General features: G+C 67.9%; 15 protein-coding genes. 9 read left to right on the forward strand and 6 right to left on the reverse strand.

The genetic code is table 11. From position 1 onward, the window contains the following. Nucleotides 1-22 precede the first annotated feature (22 nt). From HUN07_RS00390 to HUN07_RS00425, 8 genes are all read left to right on the forward strand, one after another. Nucleotides 23-1,051, forward strand: a complete 1,029-nt coding sequence (locus HUN07_RS00390) for an FAD-binding oxidoreductase (RefSeq protein ID WP_254622703.1) — start codon at nt 23-25, stop codon at nt 1,049-1,051. Nucleotides 1,052-1,104: 53 nt separating this feature from the next. After that, entirely contained in the window at nt 1,105-1,983 is an 879-nt protein-coding gene (locus tag HUN07_RS00395) for a VOC family protein (RefSeq protein ID WP_174907253.1), read from the forward strand. Further along, nucleotides 1,980-3,311 carry an amidase gene (locus HUN07_RS00400; RefSeq protein WP_174907255.1) on the forward strand — a complete coding sequence of 444 codons (1,332 nt, stop codon included), beginning with the start codon at nt 1,980-1,982 and terminating at the stop codon, nt 3,309-3,311. The genes HUN07_RS00395 and HUN07_RS00400 overlap by 4 nt, the downstream gene beginning before the upstream one ends. Then, on the forward strand, nt 3,304-4,638 hold the full coding sequence (locus HUN07_RS00405; protein WP_114720396.1) for an acetylornithine deacetylase: 1,335 nt from the start codon (nt 3,304-3,306) through the stop codon (nt 4,636-4,638). The genes HUN07_RS00400 and HUN07_RS00405 overlap by 8 nt, the downstream gene beginning before the upstream one ends. Continuing rightward, nucleotides 4,635-5,396: an aspartate/glutamate racemase family protein gene (locus tag HUN07_RS00410; protein WP_174907257.1), complete on the forward strand. Its 762-nt coding sequence runs from the start codon at nt 4,635-4,637 to the stop codon at nt 5,394-5,396. Before HUN07_RS00405 ends, HUN07_RS00410 begins: the two co-directional genes overlap by 4 nt. 2 nt (nt 5,397-5,398) lie before the next feature. Beyond that, a complete protein-coding gene (locus HUN07_RS00415) occupies nt 5,399-6,256 on the forward strand; it encodes an alpha/beta fold hydrolase (protein WP_174907259.1) in 858 nt (285 codons plus the stop codon). Nucleotides 6,257-6,311: 55 nt separating this feature from the next. Continuing rightward, nucleotides 6,312-7,817, forward strand: coding sequence for a flavin-containing monooxygenase (locus HUN07_RS00420; RefSeq protein ID WP_254622704.1), 1,506 nt, complete (start codon nt 6,312-6,314; stop codon nt 7,815-7,817). Between the two features lie 148 nt (nt 7,818-7,965). Then, complete coding sequence (locus HUN07_RS00425) at nt 7,966-9,267, forward strand: alpha/beta hydrolase family protein (RefSeq protein WP_174907261.1); 1,302 nt, start codon at nt 7,966-7,968, stop codon at nt 9,265-9,267. 5 nt (nt 9,268-9,272) lie between these two features. Here the strand turns inward: HUN07_RS00425 and rraA are convergent, their stop codons facing one another. Both rraA and HUN07_RS00435 read right to left on the reverse strand, forming a co-directional pair. Continuing rightward, the gene (gene rraA, locus HUN07_RS00430; protein WP_114720402.1) at nt 9,273-9,743 is read right to left on the reverse strand and encodes a ribonuclease E activity regulator RraA; all 471 of its coding nucleotides are present in this window, start codon (nt 9,741-9,743) and stop codon (nt 9,273-9,275) included. 62 nt (nt 9,744-9,805) lie between these two features. After that, nucleotides 9,806-10,186: a DUF5313 family protein gene (locus tag HUN07_RS00435; protein WP_114720494.1), complete on the reverse strand. Its 381-nt coding sequence runs from the start codon at nt 10,184-10,186 to the stop codon at nt 9,806-9,808. Between the two features lie 307 nt (nt 10,187-10,493). Here HUN07_RS00435 and HUN07_RS00440 point away from each other — a divergent pair, with 307 nt between their 5' ends. Then, nucleotides 10,494-10,766, forward strand: coding sequence for a TIM barrel protein (locus HUN07_RS00440; protein ID WP_174907263.1), 273 nt, complete (start codon nt 10,494-10,496; stop codon nt 10,764-10,766). Nucleotides 10,767-10,775: 9 nt separating this feature from the next. Here HUN07_RS00440 and HUN07_RS00445 read toward each other — a convergent pair whose 3' ends face one another. From HUN07_RS00445 to HUN07_RS00460, 4 genes are all read right to left on the reverse strand, one after another. After that, nucleotides 10,776-12,626 carry an AMP-dependent synthetase/ligase gene (locus HUN07_RS00445; protein ID WP_174907265.1) on the reverse strand — a complete coding sequence of 617 codons (1,851 nt, stop codon included), beginning with the start codon at nt 12,624-12,626 and terminating at the stop codon, nt 10,776-10,778. 96 nt (nt 12,627-12,722) lie between these two features. Next, nucleotides 12,723-14,357, reverse strand: a complete 1,635-nt coding sequence (locus HUN07_RS00450; RefSeq protein WP_174907267.1) for an ABC transporter permease — start codon at nt 14,355-14,357, stop codon at nt 12,723-12,725. After that, nucleotides 14,354-15,253, reverse strand: coding sequence for an ABC transporter ATP-binding protein (locus HUN07_RS00455; protein WP_174907269.1), 900 nt, complete (start codon nt 15,251-15,253; stop codon nt 14,354-14,356). The genes HUN07_RS00450 and HUN07_RS00455 overlap by 4 nt, the downstream gene beginning before the upstream one ends. 83 nt (nt 15,254-15,336) lie before the next feature. Continuing rightward, nucleotides 15,337-15,987: a TetR/AcrR family transcriptional regulator gene (locus HUN07_RS00460; protein WP_174907271.1), complete on the reverse strand. Its 651-nt coding sequence runs from the start codon at nt 15,985-15,987 to the stop codon at nt 15,337-15,339. Between the last annotated feature and the right edge of the window lie 114 nt (nt 15,988-16,101).

Below are 16,101 nucleotides of genomic sequence, written 5' to 3' on the forward strand. Positions count from 1 at the left end.
CGACGCAATTCCGGAGTGCGCAGTGACCACTGAGAACAACGTCCACCTGAAGTTCACGGACGGAACCAAGACCATTTCGGTGCCGGCCGGTACCACCATTCTCGAAGCAGCGAACGCGGCCGGTGTCCGACTGGTCAGTCAGTGCACGATCGGCACGTGCGGAACCTGCGTCGGTCGGGTCGCGTGTGGTGACCTCGTGATGCCCGAGGGGCGGGTGTACTCGCTGCGGCAGGACGAGATGGCCGCCGGCCACCGCCTGCTGTGTCAGTCTCACGCCTTCGCGGAGTCCGAGGTGGAACTCGACTATCCGGCAGCGATGCTGGACGAGTACCCGGTGATCGTCACCGCCGCGAAGGTCGGTGCGGTCACCTGGCTCGGTGAGTCGGTGGTGGAGCTGCAGCTCAAACTTCCCAAGTCGGTGCGCTTCTCGTTCCGGGCCGGTCAGTACGTGCGGATGCGCGTTCCCGGCACCGACGAGTGGCGCTCCTACTCGATGGCGTCCGGCGAGCGTGAGCGCAAGAAGTTGGCCTTCACGATTCGAGTGCTCCCGTCCGGTGCGATGTCGGACTACCTGCGCACCGCCGCAGCGGTCGGCGACCAGATCGACCTGGAAGGGCCGATCGGGGGATTCGGGCTGGCGGACGATCCGGGACCGAGCCTGATGATCGCCGGCGGCACCGGCCTGGCCCCGATGCTCTCGATGCTCGAGACGCTGCAGACTGCACGTACCGACTTCCCGATTCGGCTCGTCTTCGGGTGCACCCGCGCGGCCGATCTGTTCCACCTCGACGAACTCGATGCGCGCCGGAGCTTCATGCGCAATCTGGGGGTCCGAGTCGTCGTCGACGAACCCGGCAACGAACTCGCAGCCGTCCCCGATGTACTGACGGGCAATCCCGTCAGCGTCCTGACCCCCGAGGACGTCGCGCATCCGCAGACCTCCGCATACCTGTGCGGCCCCCCGGCGATGCTCCAGGCAGCCGAGGTACGCCTGCTCGAACTAGGAATGCCGGCAGAGCGAATCCACGCCGAGCAGTTCCTCCCCAGCTAGATCGCGATCGGACTGCGCCGCGCCGCGGTTCGACTTCCGAACAGAGGCAAGAGATGAGTATTTCCCGTCTGGGCGCTCTGAGCGTCGACGTCACGGACCTCGAGGCTTGGCGCCACGTACTGGTCGACCTCCTGGGGCTCCACGCCCGACCTCGCGCATCCGATCAGGACCCGCTGTTGATCCGAATCGACGACCACCATCATCGAATAGCGCTGTACCCCGCGACCGAGGACCGGATCCGGACCATCACGTGGGACGTGGACAGCCTCGAAGAACTCCAGGCCATCGCGGACCGTGTTACGGCCGAGGGTATTGCCGTCGAATGGGTCCCCGCTGGCCCGCCGGAGGAGCGAATGACGCTGGCGTCCTTCCGGTTCGTCGATGGCGACGGATTTCCGAACGAGGTCCGCTTCGGCCCGACCGTCGATCACCTCCCGCTCGCTCAGGGCGGTGTCATCAGTGGCTTCGTGACCGGCGAGCTCGGTCTCGGCCATGTCGTCCTCATGTGCAAGGACTACCCGGCGGCCGTCGACTTCTACACCCGCGTCCTCGGATTCCGGTTGACGGACTACATCGTGTGGGACGGCGCGGATGCGACCTTCCTGCACTGCAATCCGCGTCACCACAGCCTGGCGCTGATGAACGAGTGCTTCAGCTTCAAGGGTGGGGACTTCAACCACCTGATGCTGGAGGTGGAATCGATCGACGACGTCGGCCGTGCGTACGACCTCATCAACGAGGCCTGCATCGACCTGCAGATGACATTCGGCCGTCACACCAATGACGGTGTGACGTCCTTCTACCTGCGCACGCCTTCCGGATTCGCGATCGAGATCGGGTACGGCGGCGACCTCGTCGACTCGGACGAGTGGGAGGTCAAGACCTTCCTCTCGCCTTCCCGGTGGGGTCACGAACCGCAGAAGGCGGGGTGACCACGTTGTCCGGCGTCGCTTCCCCCTTCTCGGACATCCTGACCGACGAGAACCTCAGTGTCTCCGCGGTCGAGGGCTGTCTGGAACGAATCGAACAGCGCGACAGCGCGATCAAGGCGTGGGCCCACCTCGATCCCGATCTCGCAATGGAGCAGGCCGCGCTGCGCGATGCCGAGCCGCGTCGCTCGGCGTTGCACGGTATCCCGTTCGGTCTCAAGGACATCATCGAGACCGGCGATCAGCCCACCGGTTACGGCTCCGAGTTGTGGGCGGGGTGGCGGCCGGAGCGGGACGCGGAGGTGGTCCGTCGACTCCGCCGTGACGGCGGGGTGGTCCTCGGCAAGACGACCACTACCGAGTTCGCCACCTACCGGCCGACGGACACCCGCAATCCCCACGGGCAGGGACATACGCCCGGCGGATCGTCGAGCGGTTCGGCCGCTGCAGTCGCGGACGGTCAGGTGCCGTTGGCGCTGGGCACCCAGACCGCCGGGTCGGTACTCCGGCCGGGGTCGTTCTGTGGCGTGTTCACCCTCAAACCCACATACGGGCGCTGGCCGTTCGACGGCGTTCTTCCCGTCGCGCTCACCTTCGACACGGTCGGGGCGTTCGCGCGTCATCCTGCGTGGTTGGGGGCGGTCGATGAATCCCTCGCCACCGACGGATCAGAGACGCCGGCGGTCACGGTGCTGGCGCCGATGCGGGAGTTGCGGGTCGGTGTGCTGCGTCCGCCGTGGGCGGACCGTGCGACGCCGGCGGCCGCCGCGCTGCTCGAGGAGTTTGTCTCCCGTCTGCGCGACGTGGTCGCGGACGTCGTCGATGTGGAGGTCCCGAGTGACCTGATCGCACTCGACGAGGCACACACGCTGCTCATGGCTGCCGAGGCCTCCGCCGCCCTCGCCGGGCGCATCCACCGGTCGCACCCTGACCGGATAAGCGACCAGTTACACAGGTTCCTGCAGGCCGGACGGCAGGCCCCTGCGAGTGAGATCCAGTATGCGCGAACAGTTCTGAGGCGAACGCGTTCCTTCGTGGATCGCGCGTTCGATGAGGTGGACCTGCTGGTGACGTTGGCCGCACCCGGCGAGGCGCCGGCGATCGCCGACGGAACGGGTGACCCCGTTTTCAACAAGCTGGCGAGCGTCAGCGGATGTCCCGCCGTCGGGCTTCCCGCCGGACGCGGCGTGCACGGCCTGCCGCTCGGTATCCAGCTCGTGGCACCAGCGCATGCCGACCAGGCGCTGGTGCGGGTGGCGACCTGTCTTACGGATCGTGTGGGCCTGGCATGGCGGCCAGGTGTATCGGAGGAGGAGACGAACGGTGACTGACGTATCGACCACCACGCCACTACCGCTCGACGACACTCGTCGCGAGATGTACGAGGCCGTGTGCGCGAAGCTGGACGCGGATCGCTTCCGCGACCTGCTCGTCGACCTGATCGGCATCCACAGTCCGACGGGCCGCGAGCGGGCCGCGTCCGAGTTCATGGCTACCCACCTGCGGGATCGGGTCGGCATCGACGCTCGGTACCAGCCGATCTCCGAGCACACCGGGAACGCGGTCGGGGGATTGCACGGCACCGGTGGCGGCAGCCGGCTCCTGTTGTACGCGCCCATCGACACCCACATCGATCCCGATTCGGATGTGCCGTGGGTAGGAAAGTCGTTGCGCCCCGACATGATTCCCGAAGCCAAGGTGGACGGTGATCTGGTCGTCGGGCTCGGCGCCTCCAATCCGAAGTGCATGGTCGCCGGTCTTACCGAAGTGATGCACGCCGTCGTCGACGCGGATCTTCCTCTGGTCGGCGACCTCGCGATCGGATTCGCGGGCGGTGGCATGCCCGTGACGATGAGTGGTCGTGACCACGTCGGGATGAGCAGCGGCGTGTTTCACATGCTCACGCACGGCATGGTGCCCGACCACGCCGTCGTGCTCAAGCCGTGGTGGGCGGTCTACCCCGAGGAACCGGGAATGTGCTGGTTCAAGGTGTCCGTGCGGGGCACGTACGGGTACGCGGGAATATCCAGGGGCACCGAGGGTTTCCGTTCGTCGATCGTTCCAGCGGCGACGGTGATCCAGGAGATCGAGGCGTGGCTGCCCGAGTACACCGCACGCAACACCTCGGGCTCCACCATCCCGGAGGGCTGGATCTCCGCGGTGCGGTCGGGGAGCCCGGACAAGCCGGCGTTCCCGTCGGCCACGACGGAGATCTACCTCGACCTCCGGGTCAACCCGCGGGTGACCCCGGGCGACGTCCGCCACCAGTTCGCGCAGATGATCGCCGACATCTGCCGCCGGCACCCCGGTGTCGACATGGACTGGGAGATGTACGGTTCGCTGCCCGGCGGCATGACAGACCCGGACAACTGGATCGTCCAGTCGTGCCGCCGCGGTTGGGAGGAAGTCGAGGGCACACCGTACGAGACGACGCCCCTGCTCGGCGGCCAGACCGACGGAACGCTCATTCGTAGACTCGGAATTCCCTGTGCCCGAATTGGTTACCCATGGCCGCCGGCCGCCGCGCCGGCAGAACTCAATGAGGGGCTCGGTGGCATGGGCGTCGCCTCGGTCACCGACGTCATGATGGCGACGCGTGCTGTCGCGTACGCCGTCGTCGACACCCTCACCCGTACCAGAGAGGAACTCGACCTGTGAAGCGTGTACTCAACATCGTTCCGGTTCCGGTCCCACCGGAATCCTTGGACGCCTTCGCCTCCCAGCTCTCCGCCGACTTGGTCCACCCCGACTTCGAGAACGTGTTCGTGTCGGCACGCGCGGGCGGTGGCACGCTCGACAGCGCGTACGAGACGACATTGGCCGATGCCTTCGTGCTCGACGCGGGGTGCCGCGCCGAGGAACAGGGCTACGCCGCGGTGTGCGTGAACTCGATGAGCGACTCGGCGCTCGCCGCACTTCGCTCGCGGTTGACGATCCCGGTCGTCGCCCCGAGTCAGGCCACCATGCTGCTCGCATGTCTACTGGGCAAGCGTTTCTCGGTCGTGACGATGTGGCCGCAGTGGCACGAGCTCTACCACAAAGCCGCCCGCGAGAACGGGCTTACCGGACGCCTGGCGTCAGTGCGTGACATCGGTGTCCGGCCCGACGCGGCGGAGCTGCTGGCCGGCAAGGAGGAGTTCGTGTTCGCCGCCGTCGAGCGGGAGGCGCGTGCCGCCGTCGAAGAGGACGGTGCTGACGTCATCATCCTGGGTTCGACCACGATGCACCAGAGTCATGCGTATCTCTCGTCAGTGCTCGATGTGCCCGTCCTCAACCCCGGAGTGGTCGCGTACAAGCTGTGCGAGCTGCTGGTGCAGACCGGCCTCGCGCACAGCAAGCGCGCCTACCCGTCCCCGGAGCGACTGCAGGACGATCTCCTGTCGGCAGTGGCCTCCGTCTTCCCGAGCAAGGACTGACAATGACGACTGAATCCAATCCGGAGATCGGACAGCGCCTGCGCACCGGATCCTTCGACACGAACTACCACGACGTCGGTACCGGCGCGCCGGTACTCCTGCTGCACGGGTCCGGCGCCGGAGTCTCGGCCTGGGCGAACTGGCGTGGGCTGATTCCCGTTCTGGCACAGAACTTTCGAGTGATCGCCCCCGACCTCGTCGGCTTCGGCTACACGTCGCTGCCCGAACCGGCACAGTTCGAGATCTTCGACACCTGGATCGATCAGATCCTGGCGCTGCTCGACGCGCTGGACATCCCGAAGGTGCACGTGGTGGGGAACTCGTTCGGTGGCGGCCTGGCGCTGCACCTTGCGACGCGATATCCGGACCGTCTCGATCGCATCGTGCTTATGGGCGCCGGCGGTGTGCAGTTCGACTTCACGCCGGAACTCGACGCGCTGTGGGGCTATACCCCGTCGGTCGCGAACATGAAGAAGATCATGGACATCATGGCGTACGACCGGTCGCTCGTGACCGACGAGCTCGCCGAGCTGCGGTACCGGGCGACGTTGCGTCCGGGGGCGCAGGAGGCGTTCGAGAAGGTGTTCCCGCCGCCGCGGCAGCGGTGGCTCGATGCGCAGATCGTGCCCGACGCCGACCTGGCGAAGATCGAGCACGAGGTGCTGATCCTCCACGGCCGCGAGGACCGAGTGGTTCCGGTGGAGGCGTCGCGGCACATGTTCGAAACGATCCCCAACGCGCAGCTGCACGTGTTCGGAAAGTGTGGTCACTGGACCCAGATCGAGCATGCGTCCCGGTTCCAGCAGCTGGTGGGCCAGTTCCTCGGTGAGTCGCTCGGGCGTGAGGAGGCGTCGGCGTGAGTCCGCGTCGAGCCGATTGCCCGCGGCCGGTAGTCGTCGCGGGTGGTGTGGTCCGGTGAGGGTCGCGATCATCGGAGCCGGCGTCGCCGGCCTGTCCTCGGCGAAGGTGCTGAAACAGTTCGGGTTCGACGTCACCGTGTTCGACCGGACCCCGGACGTCGGCGGCGTGTGGAGTGTGACGCGTCGATATCCGGGGGTGACGACCCAGAACAACAAGGGCACCTATGCCTTCTCCGACTACCCGATGCCGCGGGACTACCCCGAGTGGCCGACGGGGGAGCAGGTGCAAAGGTATCTGGCCGGATACGCCGAGAGCTTCGGGTTGCGCCCGCACCTGCGCCTGGGCACAGAGGTGACGTCGGCGACTCAGGACGAGGGCTCCGGGAACTGGTCGGTGACGACCCGTGAGGTCGAGAGCGGCCGAACAGTGGAGCAGCAGTACGACCGACTCGTGATCGCAAACGGCATCTTCTGTGATCCGTTCGTTCCCCCGTATTCCGGTGCGGCGGAGTACGAGCGGGCAGGCGGCCGGCTGTGTGCCGCCTCCGACTTCCACCGTCTCGAGGACGCGGCCGGCAAGGATGTCCTGGTCGTGGGGTACGGAAAGTCCGCGTGTGACGTCGCGGAGGCCCTCAGCGAGGTCACGTCCTCCATGACGGTGGTGGCCCGCGAGGTCACGTGGAAGATGCCCCGAAAGCTGGGAAATGTGCTGAACTACAAGTACATCCTCCTCACTCGACTCAGTGAGGGGATGTTCGAGCACATCGAGCAGCGCGGATTCGGCCGGTTTCTCACCGGCCCGGGCAGGTTTCTCCGCAACGGTCTGCTCGGCGCCGTCCAGGCGATCACACAGCGGCAACTCCTTCTCGATCGCGTCGGATTGGTTCCCGAGGGGTCGTTCGAGCGGATCGTGCGGCACGCGGTGAGCCTCGCGACGGAACAGTTCTACGAGAAGGTGGCCGACGGCACGATCGGAGTACGGCGAGGAGCGGTCATCTCCTCGCTGCACGAGAAGGACGGCAAGCCGGTCGCCGAACTTGGCGACGGCGCAGTGGTGCCCGCGGACGTCATCGTATGCGCCACCGGATTCGAGCAGCGGGTGCCCTTCCTGACCGATGAGCTTCAGTCACGGCTCACCGACGACGTGGGTAACTTCCAGCTCTACCGGCAGATCCTGCCGCTCGACGTCCCCAATCTCTACTTCGTCGGCTACGGCTCGTCGCTGTTCAGTCCACTCAGTGCCGAGGCCGCCGCGCTCTGGACGGCCGATCACATGCTCGGTGGTGCCCGGTTGCCGTCACTCGAGGACCGGCGTGCCTTGGTCCGCACTCGGCTGGACTGGATGGTCGAGCGCAGCGAGGGTAAACCGGCTCGCGGAACGAACATCATCCCGTTCTCGTTGCGGCAGGTCGACGAGGTGCTCGACGAGATCGACGCGAATGTGGGACCCCTGACGCGGCTGGCGCAGTGGTTCCTGCCGGCGCGCCCGGCGTCCTACCGGCGGTCGACCCGCGTGCTGCTGCGGCGCCACGGCATCACCGCGGCGTCGTCTCGTAGCTAGAAGGCGGATGCAGGGGGCCTCGACTGTCGTCGCGCCCCCTGCGCCCGCTACATCTCGTGGCCCGGTCGACCGTTCTGCCCGGTCAGTGGCGATGATCCAGCCCGCGAAGCCTGCGCCGCGCGGGATACTCGTGCGAGGAGGTGCTGCCGTGGCCGAGTTCAGTGTGCAGGATGACCGGATTGTCCTGAGGCTGTCGCGTCTCGAACGGATCGCCGGAGTGCACGGTGATGTCACCGTTCCCGTCGAGCAGATCCGCGAAGCCGACGTGGTCGCCGATGCGTTCGCCAACATCCGCGGCATGCGAGCGCCGGGCCTCGGTGTTCCACGACGCCTGCGCATCGGGACCTGGCGGGGTGGGGGAGTGCGCACCTACGTTGCCGCGCGTGCCGGCGTGCCGGCCGTGCGCGTGCGCACCGTCGGCCGTGCGGCGGGCGCGGAGTTCGACGAACTGATCGTGACCGCGGCCGACGCGGCGGATGTCGTGGCGCGGATCCGCGCCGCCGCCGACGCCGACCGGCCGGGGACGGCCGAGCGGGACGTGGCGTTCGCGTCGTCGGACGGCACTCGCCTCGCCGGCACCCTCACCGTCCCCGCGGGCGCCGAGGCCGGACCGGTGGCGTTGATCCTCACCGGCTCGGGTGAGATGAACCGCGACGGCGACCATGCGAAGCTTCCGATCGGTGTCAGCCGGGCGCTTGCGGAAGCATTGGCCCGCAACGGGATCGCGTCGCTGCGCTACGACAAGCGCGGTGTCGCGAAGTCGGGTGGCGACTACTATGCGACGGGGTTGACCGACAACCTTGCCGACGCGGCGGCGGCGATCGAATGGCTGCGCAGCTCAGCGGGTTTCGCGCGCGACGCGGTCGGGGTGATCGGCCACAGCGAGGGTGCGTGCCTGGCGATGGCGCTCGGTGCGGACCGGACGGTGGATCCGTCGGCGGTGGTGTTGCTCGCCGGACCGGCGGTGACCGGCCGGGAAGTGCTGCTCTGGCAGTCGGGGAAGGCCGTCGACGGGTTGCCCGTTCCTACCCGTGCGATCCTGCGCGTGCTGCGGGTGGATGTGAAGGCCAGACAGCGCAAGGCACTCGACAAGCTGTATCGATCGACCGGCGACGTCGCGCGGATGGGTGGCCGCAAGGTCAATGCCCGCTGGTTCCGGGAGTTCCTCGACTTCGATCCGAAACCGCTACTGCAGAAGAATCATTCGCCGGTGCTCGCGATCACCGGCGCGAAGGACTTGCAGGTGGATCCCGACGATCTGGCGTCGATAGCGGCGCTCGTACCAGACGGGGTCGACACCGTCCGGATGCCGGACCTGACCCACCTGCTGCGCCGCGATCCGGCGCCGCCGTCGCTGCGGGTCTACCGGAAACTGGTGCGGCAACCGGTGGATCCCGAGGTGCTGTCGCTGGTGGCCGCCTGGACGGCCGGCCACCTGCGACGCGTCTGACGGACTTACCGGACGACGACGCCGTCGTCGTCGCTGTAGACCGTCTCGCCCGGGTTGAAGGTGACGCCGCCGAAGGAGACGGGAACGTTCTTCTCGCCGGAGCCGGTCTGGGTGCTCTTGCGCGGATTGGTGCCGAGGGCCTTGATGCCGATGTCGAGGGTGCGCAGGATCGCGGAGTCGCGGACTGCGCCGTTGACGATGACGCCGGCCCAGCCGTTGGAGACGCCGCGCCCGGCGATGATGTCGCCGACGAGGGCGGTGTGCACGCTCGCGTCGCCGTCGACCACCAGGACGCCGCCGTTGCCGGGCTCGCTCAGGGTCTGCTTCACCAGCAGGTTGTCCTGGAAGCACTTGATGGTGGTGATCGGGCCGGAGAACGCGGCCCGGGCACCGAACTGGATGAACTGGGTGTCGCAGCTGCGAATGTCCGGTCCGATCTCGTCGGCCAGATCGGCGGTCGCTACCTGCTCACTCATGGTTTCTTCCCTTCGTCGGTTCGCGCGTCCACCATAATTGACCGGTCGGTAGCTTGTGGAGGTCAGCCGCGCCCGTGGCGGCGCTCGTAGTCGTCACGGACCCGGTCGGCGCGACGCTGCGCCTTCTCGGCGACCAGCTCGGGGTCCAGGCCGTGGCTGTGCAGGCGATGCCGGCGGTACACCTGCATCAATGCGATCGCGAAGTAGACCAGCGGCAGGAACAGCAGCGCCATCATCGCCAGCGGCACCCACACGGGGCCGGGGATCAGCAGGAACAGCGCGAGGATCGGCAGGATCGGCAGCGTGAACCGGATGAGGTAGCGCACCGACGCGCCCGGACCGACCAGGTCCTGGCGCACCCAGTCCTGGTACTCGTCGGGCAGCGTCCGGCCGAAGAGGTACCCGACGTACTGCCCGAACGTGGGGCGCTGTGGTGCGGACATGGGTCCAGACTAGAGCGGCCCGCAACGGGAACGAACCTAGGTCTCGTACCGAACATTTGCTACCGTCGCGAACGGGCAGACGATGAACTCGACATCTGCACGGCAACAGGAGAATACGTGGACCACACGACGACTGCCGGTGGGCCCGCACTGAGCGTCTGCCTCGCCGCGACGGCCGGGTGGCCACTCGGCGATTCGCTCGCGATGCTCGATCGGATCGGCGCCCGGCGTTTCGGCGTCCTGGCCGCCACCCTGGGCGCCCAGGGCTGGGACACGGCTCCACTCGGCCTGGCAGGAACGGGGTCTGATGCGGACCCTCGCCGACAACCTCGATGCGATTCACCTCGTCCAGCTCGGCGACCACCGGGTCGAGGTCACGTCGGTGCCGAACCGCTGGGTGCCCGGCGACGGGCACATCCCGCTGGATCGGCTGGTGCGGGAGGTGCGCGAGTTGGGTTACGCGGGGCTGGTGGATCTCGAGCTGCTGGGTCCGGCGATCGACGACGAGGGCCCGGAGTCGGCGCTGGGGCGCGGGTTGGACTGGATGCGAACGCACGTCCCCGTTCCGGCCGGGATCTGATCGACGGGCTCAGGCGTACAGGTCGGTGATCCGGTCGGCGAAGTTGTCGACGACCTTCTTGCGCTTGAGCTTCATGCTGGGCGTGATCTCGCCGTTCTCGATGGTCAGTTCGCGTTCGAGGATGGTGAACCGCTTGATCTGCTCCCACCGGTTGAGCCCGGTGTTGAGTTGGTCGATGTAGGCACTCATCATCGCGATGGTCGGTGCCGCCGCGGCGACCTCGCGCATCGGCCGATCGCCCATGCCGTTCTCCTGGGCCCATTCGGCGATCGCCTCGCCGTCGAGACTGATGAGGGCGACGCAGTACGACTTGCCCTCCCCGTGGACGATGATCTCCCCGACATACGGGCAGATGCCCTTGAACGTGGCCGCGATCGCGGACGGTGCGACGTACTTGCCGTTGGACGTCTTGAACATGTCCTTCTTGCGGTCGGTGATCCGCAGGAACCCGTCGGCGTCGATCGTGCCGATATCACCGGTGTGGAACCATCCGTCGCTGCTGAGGGACTCGGCGGTGGCGTCCGGATTGTCGTGGTAGCCGCTCATCACTCCCGGACCCTTGATCAGGATCTCGCCGTCCTCCGCGATCTTCACGTCGGTGCCCGGGATGGGCCAACCCACCGTGCCGAACCGGTACGCCGTCGGCCGGGCCACGAGCGACGCGGCACTGGTCTCGGACAGCCCGTAGCCCTCGAGGACGACGATGCCGACGGCGTCGAACCATTGCGCCACATCGTGATCCAGCGCCGCCGAGCCGGAGATGAAGAACTTCAAGCGTCCGCCGAACCGGTCCCGGATCTTCTGGAACACCAGCCGGTCGGCGAGGGCGTACTGCGCCTTCTGCATCGTCGACGGTGTCTTGCCGGCCTGCCGTGTCTTCGACATCGCCAGCCCCACGCCGATCGCCCAGTCGAAGATCTTCTCCTTCACGCCGCCTTCGGCTTTCACCGTGCCGACGATGCGCGCGTATGCCTTCTCGAAGATGCGTGGCGCGGCGCCCATGAACGTCGGCCGGACCACGGCGAGGTTGTCGACGATCTTGTCGACGTGTCCGTCCACGGCGGTCGCGAATCCGATCTGCAGCGGCAGCGTCAGCAGGATCTTGCCGAACACGTGCGACAGCGGCAGCCACAGGTATTGCAGGTCGTCGGCGTCGAGGATCCCGACCGCGTCGATCGCGGCGGCCTCGTACGTCCACGCCGAGTGCGGCAACCGCACGCCCTTCGGTCGACCGGTGGTGCCGGAGGTGTAGATCAGTGTCGCGAGGCTGTCCGGCGAGATCCCGGCGATCCGCTCGTCGACGGCGTCGGGCCGCTCGGCCAGCAGGCGCTCGCCGAGGGCGGCGAGGTCGTCGAACCCGACCACCCACTCGTCGTCCGCGGGTGCGGTGCCGTCGACGAGCACCACGCGCTGCACGTCGGGGATCTCGGCGCGGTGCTCGCGCAGCTTCGCGAGCTGGGCCTCGTCCTCGGCGACCACGACCCGGCTGCCCGAGTTCGCGATGATGAAGGCGACGTCGGACGCCGTGGTCGTCGGGTACACGGTGGTGGTCGCGGCACCCGCGCACATCACCGCCAGGTCGGCGAGCACCCACTCGTACCGGGTCATCGACGCCAACGCGACGCGCTGCTCCGACTCGACGCCCAGCGCGATCAGCCCGGCCGCCAGCGCGCGCACCCGCTTGCCGACGTCGGCCCACGTCACGCTCGTCCAGCCCGCACCGCCCGGACCGGGGAATCGGAAGGCCTCCGACTGCGGGGATGCGGCCACCCGATCGGTGAACATCCGGGCGACCGACGGCGCCCGCTCCTCGATCTTGGACCAGTCCACGACCTCGTCTGACGCGCGCGAAGCTGTCATAACCCGAGTCTAGAAACCCCCTGCGAACCCCTGAACGGGAATTCACGGCACGGTTCGGTCTCGAAAGTGCGCCGTGCATTCCCGTTCAGGGGTTGATCAGCGGAGGTCCCGGCGGCGTAACGCGGCCAGTCCGGCGAACAGGAGTGCCGCGGCAATCAGCAGCAACCAGACGATCGGGGCGGCCTGGAACTCGCCGCCAGGCAGCTTGGGGAGGTGGGTGAACGGGACGACGTCGAGCAGGGGCTGTGGCAGATCGGCGACCATCCCGAACACGTACAGCGCCATCAACGTCCCGAACACCGCCCAGGCCGCGGGTGCGAAGCGCGGCAGCACCCCGAACAGTGCGACGGTGATGCCGGTGACCAGCCAGACGGCGGGCAGCTGCACCAGAGCGGCGCCCAGGATCCGGGGAACCTCGCCACCGATGTCGTCCACCGACGCGCCGTACGCGAAACCGGCCGCCAGTCCGGCGACGGTGAGCGCGACGGCGGGGCCGATCAGCGCGAACAGGATGTGGCTCATCGCCCACCGGTCCCGCCCGATCGACGCGGCGAGGATCGACTCTGCCCGGCCCGACTCCTCCTCGTCGTGCAGTTGCAGTGTCGCGGAGACGGTGTAGGCGCTGGATACCAGCCCCAGGATCGTGAAGGCCATCGCGATGAACGAGTCCTCGAGCGCCGACGGCCCACCGAGCCGCGCCAGGACCTGGGTGATGAGCTCGCTGTCGCCCAGCTGATCGCTGACACCGTGTGCGGCGCCGCCGATCACGAGTGCGAACACGGTCAGGCCCACCGTCCAGGCGATCATCGACCCGCGCTGCGTGCGCCACGCGAGCCCGACGGGGCCGGCCAGCGACGGCGGTGATGCCGCAGGCCCGGGCCGTTCGGCGATCAGACCGGCGCCGAGGTCGCGTCGGGACAGGAGGCGGTACGCGACGGCGACGAGTACGACGGTCGTGACCGCCGGTAGCAGCAGCACCCACCAGCGTTCGTCGGCGTACGGCCGCACCTGCTGGGCCCAGCCGATGGGGGACAGCCACGACAGCGTCCCGGAGGTGGCGTCGCCCACCGCGCGGAGCAGGAAGGCGAGCGCGAGGACGGCGAAGGCGATGCCGCGCGCGAGCCGTGCCCCGGTGCTCACCTGGGCGGCCACACCGGCGACCCCGGCGAACACCGCACCGGCGCCGAGCACCGCGGCGCCGAATGCGATGGAACCCGTTGCGCCGGTACCGATACCGATCAGACCGAGGGTGCCGACGAGCGCGCTGATCGTGGCGCCGATACCCGCGACGAGCAGCGCGGCGGTGAGGCCCGCGTACCGGCCGATGGACGTGGAGTCGAGTAGTTCGGTACGGCCGGTCTCTTCCTCCGTGCGGGTGTGCCGGACGACGGTGAGGATCACGGCGACGGCCAGGAACGTGAACAGGTAACCGGCGCGCCACGTGGTCAGGGCCCCCACGCTCGAGCCGAAGATCGGTCCTACCAAGGCGATTTCGGACTTCAGGGCCGCGGTCGACTCCGCGAACGCGGTGCGGGCGGCGTCGGTGGTGTACAGCCCGGCGATGGCCTTGCCGTACACGATCGGCAGCAGACCGATCGTGATCGACCACGCCGGCAGGATCAGCCGGTCACGTCGCAGGCACAGGCGTAGCAGTGCGCCGGTCCCGGCAAAATGGGCGGGCGACCGTCGATCCGTCCGGACCGACGTGACCGGCGCGGCGGTGGTGGTCATACCCGCACCTCCTCCGTCAGCTCGTAGTGCCGCAGGAACAGTTCCTCGAGCGTCGGGGGCGTGCTGACCAGACTCCGCACCCCGATGTCGCCGAGCGTGCGAATCAGCGTCCCCAGGGCGTCCGCATCCACCTGACAGTGCAGGGTGCGGCCGTCGAATCGAATGTCCGCGACCCCGGGAATGGCGGCCAGGTCGCCCGGATCGGCGGTGAGTTCGGCGGTGATCGACGTGCGGCTGAGATGACGCATCGAGTCGATCGTGCCGCTCTCGACCGTCCTGCCGGACCGGATGATGGTGACCTTCTGGCACAGCGCCTCCACCTCCGACAGGATGTGGCTCGACAACAGTACGGTCACGCCGCGCGCGCCTGCCTCGGCGATGCAGTCACGGAAGATCTTCTCCATCAACGGATCCAGGCCCGACGTGGGCTCGTCCAGCAGCAGCAGCCGGGCGTGTGACGAGAATGCCGAGATCACGGCGACCTTCTGCCGGTTGCCCTTGGAGTAGGTGCGCGCCTTCTTCCGCGGGTCCAGGTCGAACCGTTCGATCAGGTCGGCCCGGCGTGCGGTGTCGAGGCCACCGCGCATCCGCGCGAGCAGGTCGATGATCTCGCCGCCCGTCAACGACGGCCAGAGCGTGACATCGCCGGGTACGTAGGCGATCTCGCGGTGCAGTTCCACCGCGTCCCGCCACGGGTCGCGGCCCAGCAGTCTCGTCGTCCCGCCGTCGGCGCGGAGGAGTCCGAGGAGAACCCGGATGGTGGTGGACTTCCCGGCGCCGTTGGGGCCGAGGAAACCGTGCACCTCGCCCTCGCTGACCGTGAGATCGAACCCGTCGAGGGCGCGGGTGGCGCCGAACGTCTTCACGAGCTTGTCGATTTCGATGATGTTGGTCATGCCTTCTCCTCGGGAGACGGAATGTGGGGCAACGGATCGGCTGAAGGGTCCCTTTACGCGCTGCGGGCGCACGAGGGGTCCCTTCAGCCCGGGTCGGGGTCGGGGTGGACGCCGGTGTAGGCGTCGAGCATCGACGAATCGACGAACAGTCCCTCGGTGTAGACCTCGAGGCCCGGCAGCATGATCTCGTCCGTCATGTCGCGGATCGCGCGGGCGTAGTCCGTGGACCGGTCATCGTCGGACCGCATCTGCAGGTAGAGCAGGGTCGACCCGAGACTGTTCATGGTGAGGTAGCGTGCGCGTGCGGTCGGGTCGCGACTTGCGCGCACCCGCCCCTCGGCGACCGCCGCCTCGAGATACGCCTCGACGCCCGCAACCATGTGCTCGAACAGTGACGTCGCGAGCCGCCCCCCGGCCTGGAAGCTGCGTACGAGGTACGCCACCAGGGGCGCGTACCGCTCGAGCTCCGACAACGAGGAGAGCATGCGCGCCGGACTGGACGCCGTCAGCACATCCGTCTTCTCGGCGATGATGATGCCGAGGACCTCCTCGTCGCACACCGCCCGTAGGCCCTGTTTGGAGCCGAAATGGTGGTTCACCAGGCCGGGCGAGACCCCCGCCGCGGTCGCGACGGTGCGGATCCCGGCGTCGAACCCCTGTTCACCGAACACGCGGATCGCGGCATCGCGGATCCGGGCGCGGGTGTTGAGGTCCCGGTCGGACGGAACAGCCATGGCTGAACACATGTTCAAAGTCTTACTCGCCTGTTCAACCCCCGCAAGGGGACGGCCGCGTTCCTGACAGGATCTTGACGCGAAACCGGCACAACGATTTTGGTCCCAACAAAC

This window comes from Rhodococcus sp. W8901 (genome assembly GCF_013348805.1).
Taxonomy (GTDB): Bacteria; Actinomycetota; Actinomycetes; order Mycobacteriales; family Mycobacteriaceae; genus Prescottella.

Coding starts and splice junctions, on each gene's coding strand:
- HUN07_RS00440 (WP_174907263.1), top strand. CDS start 10,494: ATGCGGACCCTCGCCGACAACCTCGATGCGATTCACCTCGTCCAGCTC.
- HUN07_RS00435 (WP_114720494.1), bottom strand. CDS start 10,186: ATGTCCGCACCACAGCGCCCCACGTTCGGGCAGTACGTCGGGTACCTC.
- HUN07_RS00415 (WP_174907259.1), top strand. CDS start 5,399: ATGACGACTGAATCCAATCCGGAGATCGGACAGCGCCTGCGCACCGGA.
- HUN07_RS00450 (WP_174907267.1), bottom strand. CDS start 14,357: ATGACCACCACCGCCGCGCCGGTCACGTCGGTCCGGACGGATCGACGG.
- HUN07_RS00395 (WP_174907253.1), top strand. CDS start 1,105: ATGAGTATTTCCCGTCTGGGCGCTCTGAGCGTCGACGTCACGGACCTC.
- HUN07_RS00445 (WP_174907265.1), bottom strand. CDS start 12,626: ATGACAGCTTCGCGCGCGTCAGACGAGGTCGTGGACTGGTCCAAGATC.
- HUN07_RS00460 (WP_174907271.1), bottom strand. CDS start 15,987: ATGGCTGTTCCGTCCGACCGGGACCTCAACACCCGCGCCCGGATCCGC.
- HUN07_RS00455 (WP_174907269.1), bottom strand. CDS start 15,253: ATGACCAACATCATCGAAATCGACAAGCTCGTGAAGACGTTCGGCGCC.
- rraA (WP_114720402.1), bottom strand. CDS start 9,743: ATGAGTGAGCAGGTAGCGACCGCCGATCTGGCCGACGAGATCGGACCG.